The organism is Asticcacaulis sp. W401b (assembly GCF_046503825.1).
Lineage (GTDB): Bacteria > Pseudomonadota > Alphaproteobacteria > Caulobacterales > Caulobacteraceae > Asticcacaulis.
The window spans coordinates 219,234-235,717 of record NZ_JBKFEE010000003.1 but is presented as its reverse complement, the minus strand read 5'-3'; the positions used below and the strand labels follow the sequence as shown (position 1 = coordinate 235,717).

At 63.6% G+C, this 16,484-nt stretch carries 13 protein-coding genes; 4 read left to right on the top strand and 9 right to left on the bottom strand.

Annotation, left to right across the window (positions count from 1 at the left end; all coding sequences use genetic code 11):
- Positions 1 to 31: 31 nt before the first annotated feature.
- On the bottom strand, positions 32 to 1,192 hold the full coding sequence (gene cydB, locus ACK8OE_RS08620) for a cytochrome d ubiquinol oxidase subunit II (protein WP_410272213.1): 1,161 nt from the start codon (positions 1,190 to 1,192) through the stop codon (positions 32 to 34).
- A gap of 24 nt (positions 1,193 to 1,216) precedes the next feature.
- Positions 1,217 to 2,806: a cytochrome ubiquinol oxidase subunit I gene (locus ACK8OE_RS08615; RefSeq protein ID WP_290796462.1), complete on the bottom strand. Its 1,590-nt coding sequence runs from the start codon at positions 2,804 to 2,806 to the stop codon at positions 1,217 to 1,219.
- A gap of 191 nt (positions 2,807 to 2,997) precedes the next feature.
- Here ACK8OE_RS08615 and cydD point away from each other — a divergent pair, with 191 nt between their 5' ends.
- The 3 genes from cydD to ACK8OE_RS08600 are packed head-to-tail and all read left to right on the top strand — an operon-like array spanning position 2,998 to position 7,221.
- Entirely contained in the window at positions 2,998 to 4,719 is a 1,722-nt protein-coding gene (cydD, locus tag ACK8OE_RS08610) for a thiol reductant ABC exporter subunit CydD (protein WP_410272212.1), read from the top strand.
- Positions 4,716 to 6,308: an ATP-binding cassette domain-containing protein gene (locus tag ACK8OE_RS08605; protein WP_410272211.1), complete on the top strand. Its 1,593-nt coding sequence runs from the start codon at positions 4,716 to 4,718 to the stop codon at positions 6,306 to 6,308. Before cydD ends, ACK8OE_RS08605 begins: the two co-directional genes overlap by 4 nt.
- A 55-nt stretch (positions 6,309 to 6,363) precedes the next feature.
- Positions 6,364 to 7,221 (top strand): isoaspartyl peptidase/L-asparaginase family protein, encoded by an 858-nt coding sequence (locus tag ACK8OE_RS08600; protein ID WP_410272210.1) that lies wholly within the window; start codon positions 6,364 to 6,366, stop codon positions 7,219 to 7,221.
- A 142-nt stretch (positions 7,222 to 7,363) separates the two neighbouring features.
- Here ACK8OE_RS08600 and ACK8OE_RS08595 read toward each other — a convergent pair whose 3' ends face one another.
- The 6 genes from ACK8OE_RS08595 to ACK8OE_RS08570 all read right to left on the bottom strand — a co-directional run bounded on the left by ACK8OE_RS08595 (position 7,364) and on the right by ACK8OE_RS08570 (position 12,687).
- Positions 7,364 to 8,650 (bottom strand): pentapeptide repeat-containing protein, encoded by a 1,287-nt coding sequence (locus tag ACK8OE_RS08595; RefSeq protein WP_410272209.1) that lies wholly within the window; start codon positions 8,648 to 8,650, stop codon positions 7,364 to 7,366.
- A 58-nt stretch (positions 8,651 to 8,708) separates the two neighbouring features.
- Positions 8,709 to 9,152: a bifunctional diaminohydroxyphosphoribosylaminopyrimidine deaminase/5-amino-6-(5-phosphoribosylamino)uracil reductase RibD gene (locus tag ACK8OE_RS08590; RefSeq protein WP_410272208.1), complete on the bottom strand. Its 444-nt coding sequence runs from the start codon at positions 9,150 to 9,152 to the stop codon at positions 8,709 to 8,711.
- 15 nt (positions 9,153 to 9,167) lie between these two features.
- Complete coding sequence (gene gpmA / locus ACK8OE_RS08585; protein ID WP_410272207.1) at positions 9,168 to 9,884, bottom strand: 2,3-diphosphoglycerate-dependent phosphoglycerate mutase; 717 nt, start codon at positions 9,882 to 9,884, stop codon at positions 9,168 to 9,170.
- Between the two features lie 42 nt (positions 9,885 to 9,926).
- Positions 9,927 to 10,721 carry an MOSC domain-containing protein gene (locus ACK8OE_RS08580; RefSeq protein WP_410272206.1) on the bottom strand — a complete coding sequence of 265 codons (795 nt, stop codon included), beginning with the start codon at positions 10,719 to 10,721 and terminating at the stop codon, positions 9,927 to 9,929.
- A gap of 223 nt (positions 10,722 to 10,944) precedes the next feature.
- Positions 10,945 to 12,018 (bottom strand): peptide chain release factor 1, encoded by a 1,074-nt coding sequence (gene prfA, locus ACK8OE_RS08575; protein ID WP_410272378.1) that lies wholly within the window; start codon positions 12,016 to 12,018, stop codon positions 10,945 to 10,947.
- Positions 12,019 to 12,093: 75 nt separating this feature from the next.
- A complete protein-coding gene (locus ACK8OE_RS08570; RefSeq protein WP_410272205.1) occupies positions 12,094 to 12,687 on the bottom strand; it encodes a glutathione S-transferase N-terminal domain-containing protein in 594 nt (197 codons plus the stop codon).
- A 227-nt stretch (positions 12,688 to 12,914) separates the two neighbouring features.
- On the opposite strand from ACK8OE_RS08570, the gene ACK8OE_RS08565 reads away from it, so the two are divergent.
- Entirely contained in the window at positions 12,915 to 15,095 is a 2,181-nt protein-coding gene (locus ACK8OE_RS08565; protein ID WP_290796437.1) for a putative bifunctional diguanylate cyclase/phosphodiesterase, read from the top strand.
- Positions 15,096 to 15,338: 243 nt separating this feature from the next.
- Here the strand turns inward: ACK8OE_RS08565 and ispG are convergent, their stop codons facing one another.
- A complete protein-coding gene (ispG, locus tag ACK8OE_RS08560; protein ID WP_410272204.1) occupies positions 15,339 to 16,472 on the bottom strand; it encodes a flavodoxin-dependent (E)-4-hydroxy-3-methylbut-2-enyl-diphosphate synthase in 1,134 nt (377 codons plus the stop codon).
- Between the last annotated feature and the right edge of the window lie 12 nt (positions 16,473 to 16,484).

Here is a 16,484-nt window from a genome sequence, read left to right as displayed (position 1 = left end):
ACATGGGGGAAACCGGGTTTCCCCCATGCTCTCAATAGAGGTCCGGATTCGTCTTCAACGCCTTCACTTCGATGCGGCCGAACAGCACCTTATAGACCCACGCCGTGTAGAGCAGAACGATGGGCAGGAAGACCAGCGTCACACCCAGCATGATGAACAGGGTGGTGTGCGAGCTGGAGGCCGTCCACACCAGCAGGCTGGAGCGGGCGTCAATGGTCGAGGGCAGGATGATGGGGAACATCGAAACGCCCACGCTGCCGATAATGCCCAGCACGCCGATGGAAGACCCGATGAAGGCCCACGGATCGGCCTTGGTCTTCAGGCCCAGAAGCGCCAGCAGCGTGCCCACAAAGCCCAGCACCGGAGCCGCGATCATCCACGGATAGGTGCCGTAGTTGAGGAGCCACGCGCCGGCCTCCTTGACGACCTCGGCATTGCGCGGATTGGACGGGCCATTTACGGCGACGTCGCCCACGACCTTGAAGCCCAGACCGCCATAGGCGAGATAGACGCCACCCAGCGCATAGAGGACGATCACCGCCAGAGCCGCATAGACGCCGTAGGTGATGGCGCGGTCACGCAGGGCACCCTTTTCGATCTTCAGTGACACCCAGGTCGCCCCTTGCAGCAGCAGCATGGCCACGGAGGTCAGGCCGCACAGGACGGTGAAGGGGCTGAACAGGCCGAGCAGGCCGCCCAGAAACTGATCGTGATAGGTGATGCGCAGGTCGCTATCGAGGCTGAACGGCGCGCCCTGAAGCACATTGCCGACGGCCACGCCGAAGACCAGAGCCGGGACGAAGCCGCCGACAAACAGCGCCCAGTCCCAGTTGTTGCGCCACGCCTTGCCCGGCCGCTTGGAGCGGTATTTGAAGCCGACCGGACGCAGGATCAGCGCCGACAGCACAAGGAACATAGCCAGATAAAAGCCGGAGAAGCTCACCGCATAGACGTAGGGCCAGGCGGCGAAGATGGCGCCGCCCCCCAGGATAAGCCACACCTGATTGCCTTCCCAGGTGGCCGAGACGGTGTTGATCACCGCCCGGCGTTCTTCGTCGGTTTTGGCGACGAACGGCAGGGTCGCCAGCGTGCCCAGCGCATAGCCGTCCATAATGGCGAAGCCGATCAGCAGCACGCCCATGAGCAGCCACCAGATGACCCGCAAGGTCATGTAGTCGATAGGTAGTTCCATAAGGGTTACTCCTTTGTCTGCGCGTTATTCTGCCGGACCGGCGAGGCCGCCGCTTTGCAGCGGGCTGGCTTCTTCGGCATCGTGCATACGACCGAATTTCGACGCATAGGGACCGGTCTTGATCGTCTTGACCAGCAGGCCGACCTCGATGACGGCCAGCGTGCCGTACAGCAGGGTGAAGCCGACTATGGTCACCCAGATTTGCCCGACGGTGAGGCTGGACGCGCCCATAAAGGTGGGCAGGACGCCTTCGACGGCCCAGGGCTGACGCCCCAGCTCAGCCAGCACCCACCCGGCTTCCGCCGCCAGCCACGGCAGCGGGATGGCCAGCACGCACAGGCGCAGGAACCAGCGGCTATGCTCGGCCTTGCGCAAGCTAACCAGCACGAAGGCCACCGCGAACAGGGCGATCATGGCAAAGCCAATCGCGGCCATCAGACGGAAGGTCCAGAACATCACCGGCACGTTGGGGATGGTATCAAGGGCGGCCTTCTGGATGAGGGCTGCGTCCGCCGTGCGCGGATCAGCTACGTACTTTTTCAGCAGATAGCCATAACCGATGTCGCGCTTGTGCGCTTCGAACTGCGCGCGGGCGGCGAGGTCTTCGGGGTTGACCTTCAGCTTTTCCACGGCGTCATAGGCCGCCACACCCGACTGGATGCGGTGTTCCGCCGTTTCGACGAGGTCAAGGATGCCGATGACCGGACGGTCGAGCGAGCGCGTGGAGATCAGGCCCAGAACATAGGGCACCTTGACTTCCATATCAGTGTGCTGGGTCGTCAGGTTGGGGATGCCAAACAGGGTCAGACCCGCCGGGGCCGGCTCGGTGTGCCACATGGCTTCAAGCGCCGCCAGCTTCATCTTCTGGTTATCGGTCAGGGCATAGCCCGACTCGTCGCCCAGAACGACGACCGACAGCGAGGAGGCCAGACCAAAGGCCGCCGCCACCGCCATCGAACGCTTGGCGACCGACACCCACTTGCCCTTGAGCAGATAGATGGCTGAGATGCCGAGCACGAAGACCGCCGCGATCACATAGCCCGCCGACACGGTGTGCACGAACTTGGCCTGTGCCACCGGATTGAACAGCACGGCCATGAAGTCAGAGACTTCCATACGCATGGTGGCCGGGTTGAAATCCGCACCGACCGGGTTCTGCATCCAGCCATTGGCGATCAGGATCCACAGGGCCGACAGGTTGGTGCCCAGCGCCACAAGGAAGGTCACCATCAGGTGCCCGACGCGCGACAGGCGGTCCCAGCCAAAGAACATCAGGCCGACAAAGGTCGCTTCGAGGAAGAAGGCCATCAGGCCTTCAATCGCCAGAGGCGCGCCGAAGATGTCGCCGACAAAGTGTGAATAATAGGACCAGTTGGTTCCGAACTGGAATTCCATGGTCAGACCCGTGGCCACGCCCAGCACGAAGTTGATGCCGAAAAGCGTGCCCCAGAAACGGGTAATGGTGCGCCAGATTTCGCGCCGCGTCAGCACATAGACGCTTTCCATGATGACCAGCATGAAGGAAAGGCCAAGCGTCAGCGGGACGAACAGAAAGTGATACAGCGCCGTCAAGGCGAACTGTAGCCTTGATAGATCGACCGTCATCATATCCATTTGAGATATATCCCTCGGGTTATTGGGGTTTTTAGATCGCGCTCTCCTGCGGCAAGGTGCAGCAGTGGAGTGGAAATTTGCCCCTTGATGTCCGAAATGGGCTAGGAGAAAACCCATTCCGGCTTACTTGCCATAACAACTAAGCTGGGCCTGAGTATATGCCCCGCCCCTGAAACGCCCTATCGCACCAAATGTCGCACCCACGTCCCCGTACCCCTGAGACCTTTAAGGATGCTGCCCGCGACGCCGAACAGAGTCGCGCCAGGGCTGTGCGTCAGGCGCTGAAACTATGGGCCGATCCGGCGAAAAGACAAGTCACACTTGTGCGACAGCTTGAGGTCGGGTCAGTGGTGTGCGCTACAGGCTTTGCCGCCGGACTGGCCCTGATCCTTCAGGCGGTGCGCGGCGGTCAGTTTCCCTTGACGGGCCTGGCCCTCTTGCTCATCAGCCTGTGCCTCAGAGGCGTTCTTTCCTACTATAATCAGGTCCTTAGCCTCAAATCGGCGCGCCTGATCATCGAGAATCTGCGCCTGTCTCTGATGCGCAAGGCCCTGTCCGGACGCGGCGTCGGAGCCTCGCAGATGGGGCGCATGACGGCGCTGTTTGAGCATACCGAAGCGCTCGAAGGCTATTATGCGCGCTTCGTTCCGGCGCGGCAGGCAACCGCCCTGACGCCGCTTCTTGTGACGCTGGCCATTGGTGTGGCCTCGCCTCTGGCGGCCGCCATCATCCTCTTCACCCTGTGTCCCTTTGTCACACTGATGGCCCTGTCCGGCATGGCCACGGCTGCGGAATCGCGGCGTCAGCTTGCGGCCCTGACGCGGTTGTCGGGCCTGTTCGCCGACCGCCTGCGCCACCTGCCCCTGATCCGCGCCTTTGATAACGAAGCCGCGCAGGTCGAAAAGGTGCGGCGCGCCGCCCGCGATGTGTCAGAGCGCACCCTGTCGGTCCTGCGCATGGCCTTCACGGGGTCAGCCATACTGGAATTTTTCGCCGCCCTTTCCGTGGCCCTGATTGCCGTCTATTGCGGGTTTGCCCTGCTGGGCCTGCTGCCCTTCCCCGTGCCGGCTATTCTCGATTTCAACAGAGGCCTGTTCGGTGGCGATGCCTTTGCCCCGGCCTTCTTCGCTCTGGCTCTGGCCCCCGAAGTCTATTTCCCGCTGCGCCGTCTGAGCGCCGCCTATCACGAGGAGCAGCAGGCGCGCGCCGCCGCCGAAGCCCTGATGGCGCTGGAGGCACGGCTGGAAACACCAGACCCGGTGCCGCTGACGCTCACGACCGCCCCCGCCCTGCGCTTTGATCAGGTCAGCGCCGTCTTTGCCGACGATCCGGCGCCGGTCTTCGCCCCGGTCAGTTTCAGCGCCGACAGCGGAGCCATCATCGCCCTGCGCGGCGAAACGGGGTCGGGCAAGTCCACCCTGCTGCGCCTGTTGCTGGGGCGCGGCGGTGATGTGGAGGCGTGCGGCCTCATCGAAATCGACGGTCAGCCGCTGACGCCCGCGCACGATCTGTCGCCCGGCCTGTCGTGGATGTCGCAGCACACGCCGATCCTGCCCGGCACCCTGGCCGACAATCTGCGCCTGTCGCACCCGCAGGCCAGCGACGCCGAGGTGCAGCGGGTGATCGGCCTGACCGGGCTGGAGGCGCTGGTGTCGGCACGCGGGCTTGAAACGCCGCTGGATGAGCGCGGCTCCGGCCTGTCGGGCGGTGAGCGGCGGCGCATCGGTCTGGCGCGCGCCCTGCTCAAGCCCGCGCCGCTTCTGTTGCTCGATGAGCCGACCGCCGATCTCGACCCGGAGGCCGAGGCCGCCCTGATCGCCGCCATCCGCAGCGCCGCCACGGGCCGCACGGTGATCATGGCCACCCATTCCGAGGCGCTGGCCGCCATCGCCACGCAGGAGGTGCGGCTGTGAGCGCGTTCAAAGTCTATTTTGCCGACCTGAAACGCCGTCAGCGTTCGTCCCTGATCGTCGCATCCGTCTGTGCCGCCGGGGTGTCCATCGCGGCCACCACCCTGCTCGGCCTGTCCGGCTGGTTTCTGGCCGGGGCGGCCATAGCCGGGGCAGCGGGCGGCGCGGTGATGATGGCTTTCAACTATCTGCTGCCGTCGGCAGCCATTCGCGGGCTGGCCATTGCGCGCACCGTCATGCGCTATTTCGAGCGCCTGAGCGGCCATACGGCGGCCCTGCGCACCCTGGCGGAGTTGCGCCCGTGGCTGTTTGAGCGGGTGAGCCATACGCCGCTGCGGCTCAGCCGCGGTGAGGCCTCGGCGCGGCTGGTGCAGGATGTCGGGCAGTTGGAAAACGCGCTGGTGGCACAAAGCCACTGGGCCTCGGCGCTGGGCGGGCTGATCGCCGCGCTGATCCTGACCCTGCTCCTGTCGCCGGGGGCGACCCTGATCGTGGCGGCGGGCATCGGCGCGCTGATCGGCCTGTCGCGCCGTGTCGCGCCCACGTCAACGACCGGCCTGCCCGAACTGGGGGCGTTGAAAAACAGCGTGCACGAAACCCTGCCCTTCCTGCCCGACATCGCCGCCTATCGGTTGTCGGAGCGGTTTATGGCGCGATTATCAGAGCAGGAGGCCGCCCTGCGCACCGCCCGCGAGGCGCAGGCGCACACCGAAAGCCTGCCGGTCCTGCTGAACCTCAGCGTGCTGGCGGCCACCCTGAGCCTGATCGTTCTCACCCATACGCATGCGGCCATGCCGATGCTGGCGCTGGGTCTGCTGGTGACGACGGTGGCCTTCGAAGCGACCGGCCCCCTCTTGAAAGCCATGGCGCAAAAACGCCTGTTCGCCGAGGCCGAGGCGCGGGTGGCGGAACTGGGCGACGCAGAGGCCGCACAACTCGCCCCGCTCACGGGGTCGGTTCTGCGCTTTGGCGGGTACGAGTACGACCTCGGCCCCCAGACACGCCTGCTGATCCACGGCGCGTCGGGATCGGGCAAGACGCGCCTGATCGAAGCCCTGATCGGTCTGCGCCCGATGGACGAGGTGCCGGGACTCACCGCCCTGCCCGCCCTGCGTTTCAGCCTGTCACCGCAGGACGCGCCGGTGCTCAATGGCACGATTGGCGACACTCTGCTGATGGCCCTGTCACCGGAAGAGATCGCGGCGGAAACGCCGGAAACCCTGACGGCGCGCGTGTGGGCCGCGCTGGAGGCGGTACAATTGAAGGCCCGCGTCGCGGCCATGCCCAAGGGTCTGCACCAATGGATCGGCGACGGTGGCGTGACCCTGTCCGGTGGGGAGCGCAAACGTCTCAGCCTCGCCCGCGCCCTGCTGCGTCAGGCCGATGTGCTGGTGCTGGATGAGCCGACCGAGGGGCTGGACGCCGCCACCGAAGCCGCCGTCACCGAGGCGGTCGAGGCGCATCTTAAGCGCACCGGTCAGGGCCTGATCCTCATAAGTCACCGTCCGGGTCCGCGACGGCTGTGCGATCAGGACCTCGCCATTGACGCGGCCTTCCTTCTCCCCCGACACGTCGGAGAGGTACAGGGGTAGCTTTCGCCCGTCTCTTCGCCTAAAACCCCGCGAAACGACCCGAAGGACACGTCTGATGATCGCATTCGCCCTGCATGGCGGCGCCGGGGCCAAGGCCGGCCGCGACTATGGCCGCGAAATCACCCACATGAAGGGGCTGGCCAAGATCGCGCGGCACAACCTCCATAACGGCGCCCGCGCACTGGATGTGGTCACCGAGACCGTGCGCTCGCTCGAAGACTCCGGCCTCTATGTGGCGGGCAAAGGCGCGTCGCCCAATGCCGCCGGTGTGTTTGAACTGGACGCCAGCCTGATGAGCGGCGCCGATCGCCGCGCCGGGGCCGTGGCGGCGCTGGCCGGGTACAGGAACCCTGTCGCTATCGCCCGCGCCGTGATGGAAAAGACGCCGCACGTCCTGCTGGCCGGCGATGGCGCGCGGCAATTTGCCGAGGCACAGGGCTTTGAGACGGTGACCGACGACTATTTCACCCGCGCCGGGGCTTTTGAATCCAACTATCCGCCGGGGACGCTGGCGCACGGGACGGTCGGGTGCGTATGTCTCGATTCCTATGGCGATCTGGCGGCGGCGACCTCGACGGCCGGCGTGTTCGGCAAGCTGCCGGGCCGCGTCGGCGACACGCCGATCATCGGCGCGGGCACCTGGGCCGACGACCACGCCGCCATTTCCTGCACCGGTCAGGGCGAATACTTCCTGCGCGTTCAGGCCGCCGCACAGGTGGCCTTCCGCATCGGGGCCGGACAGGGCGCGTTTGAAAGCGCCGGTCAGGTGCTGGAGCAGATCGCGCGCATGGGCGGCGAAGGCGGGCTGATCGTCGTCACCCGCTCAGGTGAGGTGCACGCGCCCTTCCGCTCGGCGGGCATGAAGCGCGCTTATTTCAGCGGCGATGGCGATATTGTTTCTGAAGCGTTTTAGGTTTTGAACCACGGATAGACACGGATGGACCCGCTGCGCGGGTCCTGACACGGATATACGTCACAGAGACATATGTGTCCGTTTTAACAGAGACATGTGTGTCCGTTTTAAGCGCTGATATCCGTGGGGCCGCCGAAGGCGGTCATCCGTGTGTATCCGTGGTTAAACTTTTCTGCTTTTCCGCGATCTTGCCCTTAAGGCCGACGCAGACGACATTGACGAGGCTTTCCAGCGTCATCTGCGCCTTGTCGAGGTCAGAGCGCGACAGGTCGGCCCCGTCGAGGCGCGCCTGACGCAGATCGGCGCGTTGCAGATTGGCCCCGCGGATGCGCGCCTCTCTGAGGTCCGCCGGGAACAGGCGGTCACCGGAGAGCTTTAGCGGTCCGATATTGGCCCCCTCCAGATTGGCGCCATCCATCCGCACGCCCTTCATCTGCGCGCCACGCAGGTCAGCCCCGCTCAGATCGCAATTGCGCAGGTCCGCCCCTTCGAGGTGCGCGCCCTGCAACTGGATGCCGCGCATATCGAGACCGTAAAACACCGCCCCCTTGGCCGACAGCGCCGCCAGATTGAGCCCCTTGATGGATTTGAGCGCGCGCAGATCGGCCTTGTCAAAGGCCGACGGCTTGCCCGCCTTGCCCACACTATCGACCCATTCGGCGTGGTCGCGGATCATCTCATCATAGGGCAGACGGCTGACGTCCGTACCGGCGGCCTTTTCGGTCAAAACGCCGCTCAGATTGGTCTGTGAGGCGTTCCAGCTTTCGGTCTTGGTGCCGATCATCACCGCGTCTTTCAGCGAGGCGCCGCTGACGTCGCAGCCCGACATATCGGCCCCGGACAGGTCGCAATTGTCCATGATCGCCTGTTTGAGGTTGGCGCGGACCAGCTTGCACGACTTAAGGATGGCGTCGGTGAAATCGGCCTTCATGGCCTGAATCCCCGACAGCTTGGAGCGCTCCAGATTGGCCCCGCGCAGATTGGTAAACCCGGCGTCCGACACGCGCGTGGAGACTTCGACATAGGCAAGCCCCGCCGCCTTGTCCGGCAAGGCCAGCGCCCCTTCGCGCAGGTCGGCCTCAAACAGGTCCACATCGGCCAGATTGGCCCCGCGCAGGCAGGCCCCGCGCAAATCCGTGCGGCGCAAGGAGGCGCGGGTCAGATTGGCCATCTGCATATCGACGCAATAGAGGTTCGACTGATCAAGCAGCGCGCCGGACACATCCGCGCCCACCATGATGGCGGCGGTGAAGTCGGCGTCGCGCAGGTCACGCCCGCGAAAATCCAGCCCCGACACGTCCATCCACGCGAAAACAGCCCGCGCACCTCCGGGCTTCATGGCCTTGAGACGCTCGTGCTTCTGGCAGATCGCGTCCACCTGCGCCTGGGTCAGGCGGGTGTAGCGTGACTGTCCGGTGGTGGCGCTCATGCGCGGGGACGGACCTTTCGATGAGATTTTACGGTTAACCTTACTGAAAAAGCCTAAATCAGGGCTTAACCGGCAGATTATTCACAAAATCAACAATCAGGCTCGCGGCCTCTGCGGCCATCAGTCCGGTTTCGACCGTAAGGCCGGCCTCGCTCATGCGCGCAATGCCGAGGTGCGAGGCATAGGGCGACGGGTCATGACAGGCGAAGACGACGCGGCTTACGCCCGCTTCGACCAGTCGCTGCGAACAGGAGAGGCCACCATGAGAGCGCGCGCCACAGGGTTCCAGCGTCACATAGGCCGTCGCACCGTCAGCGCGGTTATCGAGCTGCGCCAGCGCCGCCTCTTCGGCGTGCGGCCGTCCGCCGTCACCTGTGGCCGCCTCGGCGATAACCACGCCGTCCCTGACGATGACGCAGCCGACCGGCGGATTGGGCACGGTGCGTCCAAGTTGTGCGGTGGCCAGCGCGATGGCACGCGCCATAAGGCGGGAGTCGCTCATCGCCCCGCCCTTCCCCTACCCTTGTAAAACGGGCACGGGGTTGGCACGCTCAGCATCGAGATACTTGGCCGAAATGGGCTTCAGCGCCGCGTCGAGGTCGATGACCAGCGGGTTCGAGGTCGGCACTTCGACCTCCAGAATCTCGGCCTCACCGAGGTTGAACAGCAGTTTGATGATGGCACGGATCGAATTGCCGTGCGCCGCCACCAGCACCGTATCCCCGGCCTTCAGCGCCGGCACGATCGACCCGTCCCAGAAGGGCAGCACGCGGTCAAGCGTCGTCTTCAGGCTCTCGGTCAGCGGCAGGACCGAACCGGCGTAGCGGCGATCCTTCGAGAAGTCATAGGCGCTGTCGGCCGACAGTTCGGGCGGCGGCACGTCGTAGGACCGGCGCCAGATCTTCACCTGCTCGTCGCCATGCAGGGCGGCGGTTTCGGCCTTGTCCAGCCCCGTCAGCCCGCCATAGTGGCGCTCATTGAGGTGCCAGTCCTTGATCACCGGCACGTAGGATTGCCCGGCCGCGTCCAGCGCCAGATTGCAGGTGCGGATGGCGCGCGTCAGGACCGAGGTAAAGGCGCGGTCGATCTCGATCCCCTCGGCCTTGATCAGCTCTCCGCCCTTGACCGCCTGCGCTTCGCCTTCGGCCGTCAGATTGACGTCCACCCAGCCGGTGAAGCGGTTTTCGAGGTTCCACTGGCTCTGGCCGTGACGGAGGAGAATGAGTTTGGGCATCCGGACACCTTTAAAAACATAAAGAATGTCTCTGCTATAGGATCAGGCCACCTGCGGGTCAACCGCATCACCGACGCGGATCAGCCCCGGCGACACAACGCGGCAATAAAGGCCGCAGTCGCAGTGACCATAGTGGGTCCACAGCGCCTGCACCATCTCTGCATCGCGCTGCGCCGTCTGCGGGTTCACGTGCGTCGCCACACAGCGCACAATGGGTTTCAGCACCTCCAGCAGCGGACCCTCTTCGCCGATGCGCAGCGTCTTGCCTACAAAGGCGTGGTCTTCGAACGCTGACCACCCTTCGACCCAGATATTGGCGCGCAGCCGAAACGGATCGAGGTCGATGCCCATGCGCTCGGACAGGTCGCGCACGCTGTTCAGGTTGAGAATCGAGACAAAGCCTTTCGAGGAGTCGGTGAAGCGGTAATGATCAACCGCACCTTCGCGGATATCGAGAAACCGCAGGGGTTGCGCCACCGGGTCGTAATCCTCATGCGCCGCCAGCACGGTTTCGATATGCCGCTCCAGCGCGTGACGCCCGGCGGGTTGCGCGATATCGAAGGGGCGATCATCGACGAACAGGCGCTCAGTGATCTCATCATAGCGGGTGCGCAACCGCGCCACGGCGGGAAAGCGCGCCAGCACGGCGTATTTCATCTTCGACAGGAATTGCGGATCGTCGCGGTCATAGCCCGATGGCCCGACCTCCAGCGCAAACAGGCGATCGAAAGGGAAAAAACCATCGACCGTCAGGCAGGTCTCGGCCACAGGTTCGGGCGTAAAGCCCTTGACCGGGTGCCGCCACAGGGAGTCGATTTTACCATTAGTCGGGTGCATGGATGAGCCTTGCTACTATATCCTTGCGTAAGTGACGCGGCATTCTCCTCCCTGTTGCGCAGCAATGGGGAGGTGGCGACGAGCGAAGCGAGGCGACGGAGGGGGGCGGCGACACGACCTCAAGGCGCTGCGACGCCTGTAATTCTGGTGTTACCCCCCTCCGTCATTTTTCACTAGCGCTCAAAATGCCACCTCCCCACGCTCACGCGCAGGGAGGAGATATTTACCCCAGTTCCTCTTCAAGCATAGCCAGACGCGCCGCCTGATCGTCGGCGATCAGGGCGTTGATCATCTGATCCATCTCGCCTTCCATAAATTGCGCCAGATTATAGAGGGTCAGGTTGATGCGGTGATCGGATACCCGACCCTGCGGGTAGTTATAGGTGCGTATGCGTTCCGAGCGGTCGCCGGAGCCAACCTGCGATTTGCGGGCATCGGAGCGCGCGGCATCGAGCGCCTGACGCTGGATGTCGTACAGGCGCGCCTTGAGGTTGCGCATGGCGATCTGCCGGTTCATGTGCTGCGACTTTTCCGATGAGGTCGCCACGATCCCCGTCGGCAGGTGGGTAATACGTACCGCCGAATCGGTCTTGTTGACGTGCTGACCGCCAGAGCCCGACGCGCGGTAGGTGTCGATGCGGATGTCCTTGTCCTGAATGTCGATTTCGACATCCTCGGCTTCGGGCAGCACGGCGACGGTGGCCGCCGAGGTGTGGATGCGGCCGCCCGCTTCGGTGGCCGGGACGCGCTGCACGCGGTGCACGCCCGATTCGAACTTCAGCTTGCCGAACACGCCGTCGCCCGTCACCGAAGCGATGATTTCCTTGTAGCCGCCCGCATCACCTTCGCTGATGGAGTCAATCTCAACACGCCAGCCCTGCGACGCCGCATAACGCGAATACATGCGGAACAGGTCGCCAGCGAACAGCGCCGCCTCGTCACCGCCGGTCCCGGCGCGCACTTCGAGGATGGCCGAGGCGTTTTCGTCCTTGTCCTTGGGCGCCAGCAGCAGCGCCACCCCGCGTTCCAGCTCCGGCAGGCGTTCTTTCAGCTCCTGAAACTCCTCCTGCGCCAGCGGCGACAGTTCGGGATCATTGAGCGCAATCAGTTCTTCCAGCTCAGGCCCGGAGGCGCGCGCCTTGAGCAAGGCCGAGACCGCATCGACCACGGGTTTCAGCTCGGCGTGCTCCTTCGACAGCTTGACGATCTCTGTGCCATCGGTGGCGCTTTCCATGCGCGCTTCGATCATGCGGAAACGATCGACGACCTGATCGAGCTTGGCCTGCGGCAGACGTATCAAAGGAACGACCTCAAAAGACTTCGTGGCTCCCTCCCCCGCAATGCCGGGAGGGGGAAAACGCGCTTCTTACCTTTAAGACGGATAGGTGTCGATAAAGGATTGGCGTTTTTCCAGTTGATCGCGCACGGCCACGAGGCGCGGAGCCTCGGCGTGCCAGTCGAGTTTGGGGAAACGGAAATCAATATAGGTCGCCGCCGAAGCCAGGGTGATTTCGGCCAGCCCCGGCGGCGCGTCGGACAGTACGCACAACCCATCCACGGCCTTCAGGGCCCGGCGCAGCCCCTCTTCCCAGCGCTTGAGCCAGGCGGCGGAGCGTTCGTGTTCCGGGCGGCGGTGTTCGATCACCATCTTTACGGCGGTTTCGAGAATCCCGTCGGCCAGCGCCTCCGCCTGACGCGCCGCCCACTGCGCCTCGCCTTCGGGATAGAGCGGGTAAGGCCCGTAATGCGCCGCCAGCCATTCGCAGATCAGCGTCGAGTCCACAAACGCCCCGTGATCGGTCACCAAGGCCGGCACCTGCGCAAAAGGGTTAACGGCGACGTGCTCCGGAACGCTGTCCAAAGTTACCGTTGGCACGTCCTCCACGCGGTCGGTCAGCCCCATTTCCCGAACCAGAATTCTGCATTTTCGCGCAAAAGGCGAACCTGAATTGATGAACAACCGCATAACAGCCTCCGTTACAGCCCTGCATAGATGCAGCCCAACCTGTTGATGGTCAAGGGAAAAACCATTGCACACATCTGCACATAGGCACGCAACCCCTTCATTACAAAAGAGTTTTCCATTTGCCTTAATTTAAGGCTTTTACCGTATGGTGGCACCTCAGGTAACCGCCCTCAGAATGAGTACGCCTCGTGAAACGAGACCGGAGTGAATTAAGACTTTTGGCCCCCATGACCATTGTTGTGGTCGGGGCCGTGTGTGCGTTGATCGGGTCCTTGTGGATCTGGGCCGCCGAAATCGACAAGTCGAGCCGCGAGCGCGAAGAAAATTACGTGCGCAGCGGGCTGATGCATCTGGCGGAGACGCAGGCGCGCCTGATGGCTCCCATGACCATCTGGAACGAAGCGGTCAACCGGACGGTGGTCAAATTCGATCATCAGTTCGTCGCCGACAATTACGGCAGCTATTTTTCCGAATATCTGAATTACGAGCAGACCTTCGTGCTGGACGGTCTCAATCGTCCGGTGCTGGCGTGGGAAGGCAAGCAGGAAACCTCGCTTTCCGCCTATAACCGCCTGAGCGGTGAAATCACCCGCCTGTCGAAAGACCTGCGTGAACGCCACTATGTCTATACCGCCTCCGGCATAGGCTTCACGTCGAAGACCAACGCCATTGCGCGGCTGACCGTGCTGGATGGCCACGTCTATCTGCTGGGGGCCAGCTTGATCCTGCCCGACAGCACGCGACAGGACCTGGCGCGCTACACCCCCTATCTGGTGGTAGGCGTGCACCGGCTGAGCTATGGCGAACTGGCGGCCCTGTCGCAGGGGCATCTGCTGAGCACCATCACCGAACTGCGCAGCGGTCAGAACGTGCAGCCCGGTTCGGCGCGCGCCGTGTTCACCGACTCGACCGGTCAGGAAAAGGCCGAACTGACGTGGCAGCCGTCGCGTCCGGGGCTTGACCTGTTCATGCGCGCCCTGATCCCGTCCCTGCTGGTTTCGGCCGGTCTGGGGGGCGTGGCGCTGGCGCTGCTGCACCGCAGCCAGAAGACTGCGCGCAGCCTGATCGCTTCGGAAGCGCGCGCCAAGCACATGGCGCTGCACGACGGCCTGACCGGCCTGCCCAACCGCACTCTGTTCACCGATCGCCTCAATCAGGCCACCGAGCGCCTGCGCCGTCAGGGCGGTTCGGTCGCCGTCATGTGCGTCGGCCTCGACCGCTTCAAGGACGTCAACGATACGCTGGGCCATTCGGCGGGCGACGAACTGATCCGTCATTCGGCGCAAAAGATCGGCAGCATGATCCGGGCGGGCGATACGCTGGCGCGTCTGGGCGGCGACGTCTTCGTGATCATCCAGACCGACACAGACGCCCATTCCGCGGCCGCCCTGGCCAAGCGCGTGCTGGAAGGCCTCAAGGGTCAGGTCACGCTGGAAAGCGGCCCGGTCTATTCATCCTGCTCCATCGGCGTCACCCTGTTGCAGGAATCGGACATCGAAGCCGCCGAAGCCCTGCGTCAGGCCGACCTTGCGCTCTATCGCGCCAAGGAACAGGGCCGTTCGCAATACGCCTTCTTCGAAATCGAGATGGATGCGACGATCAAGCTGCGCAAACTGCTGGAAACGGGCCTGCGCGAAGCCATCCACGTCGAAGCCATCGACGTCGTCTATCAGCCGCAGGTCGATCACAATGGCCGCATCGTCGGCGTCGAGGCGCTGGCCCGCTGGAGCCACCCGCAGCGCGGCCCGATCAGCCCGGCCTATTTCGTGCCTCTGGCCGAAGAGTGCGGCCTGATGATGGATCTGGGCACGCTGATCATGCGTCGCGCCCTGATCGATTCCAAACGCTGGCCGGGCCTGAAGGTGGCCATCAATGTGTCGGCGACGCAGTTGCGGTCCTCGCGCTTCCTGCCGGAACTGAAGGACATGCTGCGCGAAACCGGCGTCGAGCCGCGTTCCATCGAAATCGAGATCACCGAAGGGATGCTGCTCAACGACGATCAGCCGACGCAGAATACCCTCAATGCGTTACGTCAGATGGGCTTCTCCATCGCGCTCGACGATTTCGGCACCGGCTATTCGTCGCTCAGCTATCTGAGCCGCTACCCGGTGGACAAGATCAAGATCGACCGCTCCTTCGTCTCCAATCTGGGGGTCGATCCGGACGCCGAGGCGCTGATCCGCGCCATCATCAAGCTGGCCAAGGCGCTGCACCTCAGCATTCTGGCCGAAGGGGTCGAAACCCAGGCGCAGAGCCATATCCTGCGTCAGGCCGGCTGCGCCATCATTCAGGGCTATCTGTTCTCCAAGCCCGTGGATCGCAGCGAGATCGACATCATGATGGAAGGTCAGGCGACCTCACAGGTGACCCACATCACCAATGGCCGCTATATCGCCGGCGTACGCTAAGCCTCAGATATTCTGAAACAAAAAGCCCCGCCAGTTCGCCTGACGGGGCTTTTTTACTGACTCTGTGCCGCGGTTGGAGAACCACAGATTGCGCAGATTTCACAGATTGGCGCTTCGCGCCCTTGCCCCATCAGACCCTACGCATCTGCCGGGGGAACTCGTAATCTGTGAAATCTGTGAAATCTGTGGTTTCTCAATAGCATAAGAAGCCATCCAACGACCGTCTGTGGAGAAGCCGCCCGCTCAGACCGCTTCCGGAGCCGTCTCGCTTTGGTTTTGCTTGGCGGCGTGGGCTTCGACCAGACCGACTATGTGCTCGATCATGTCGTCATTAGAGACCTTGTGGTCCGGCTTGCCCGCCATATAGACCATGCCTGCCCCCGCGCCACCGCCGGTAAAGCCGACATCGGTGTACAGCGCCTCCCCCGGCCCGTTGACGACGCAGCCGATGATCGACAGCGACATGGGCGTGGCGATATGGGCCAGACGTTCCTCCAGCTTTGCCACCGTCTCGATCACATTAAAGCCCTGACGCGCGCAGGACGGACAGGCGATGATATTGACGCCGCGATGGCGCAGGCCCAGCGATTTGAGAATATCAAACCCGACCTTGATCTCTTCGACCGGATCAGCGGCCAGCGAGACACGGATGGTATCGCCGATCCCCGCCCACAGCAGGTTGCCCAGCCCGATGGCCGATTTGATGGTGCCAGTGCGCAGAGGCCCCGCCTCGGTCACGCCGATATGCAGTGGGCAGTCGATGGCGTCGGCCAGCGCCTGATAGGCGGCGACGGTCAGGAAGACGTCTGACGCCTTCACCGAAATCTTGAATTCGTGGAAGTCGTTATCGCGCAGGATATTGGCGTGGAACAGGGCGCTTTCGACCATGGCGTCCGGGCACGGCTCGCCATATTTTTCCAGCAGTTCCTTCTCCAGCGACCCGGCATTGACGCCGATGCGCATGGAGCAGCCATAGTCCTTGGCCGCCTTGATCACCTCACGCACGCGCTCGGGTGAGCCGATATTGCCGGGATTGATACGCAGGCACGCCGCGCCGGCCATGGCGGCTTCGATGCCGCGTTTGTAGTGGAAATGGATGTCGGCGACGATGGGCACACTGACCTGACGCACGATCTCTTTCAGCGCCGCCGTTGAGTCCACGTCCGGGCAGGAGACGCGCACAATATCGGCCCCCGCCTCTTCCAGCGCGTGAATCTGACGCACGGTGGCATCGACATCGTGGGTGCGCGTATTGGTCATGGACTGCACGCTGATCGGGGCGTCACCGCCGACCTCGACCTTGCCGACTCTGATCTTGCGGCTTTTGCGGCGCTCGATCATGCGCCAAGGGCGGACATGCGTATGGTCACTCATCATGCACTCTGGGGA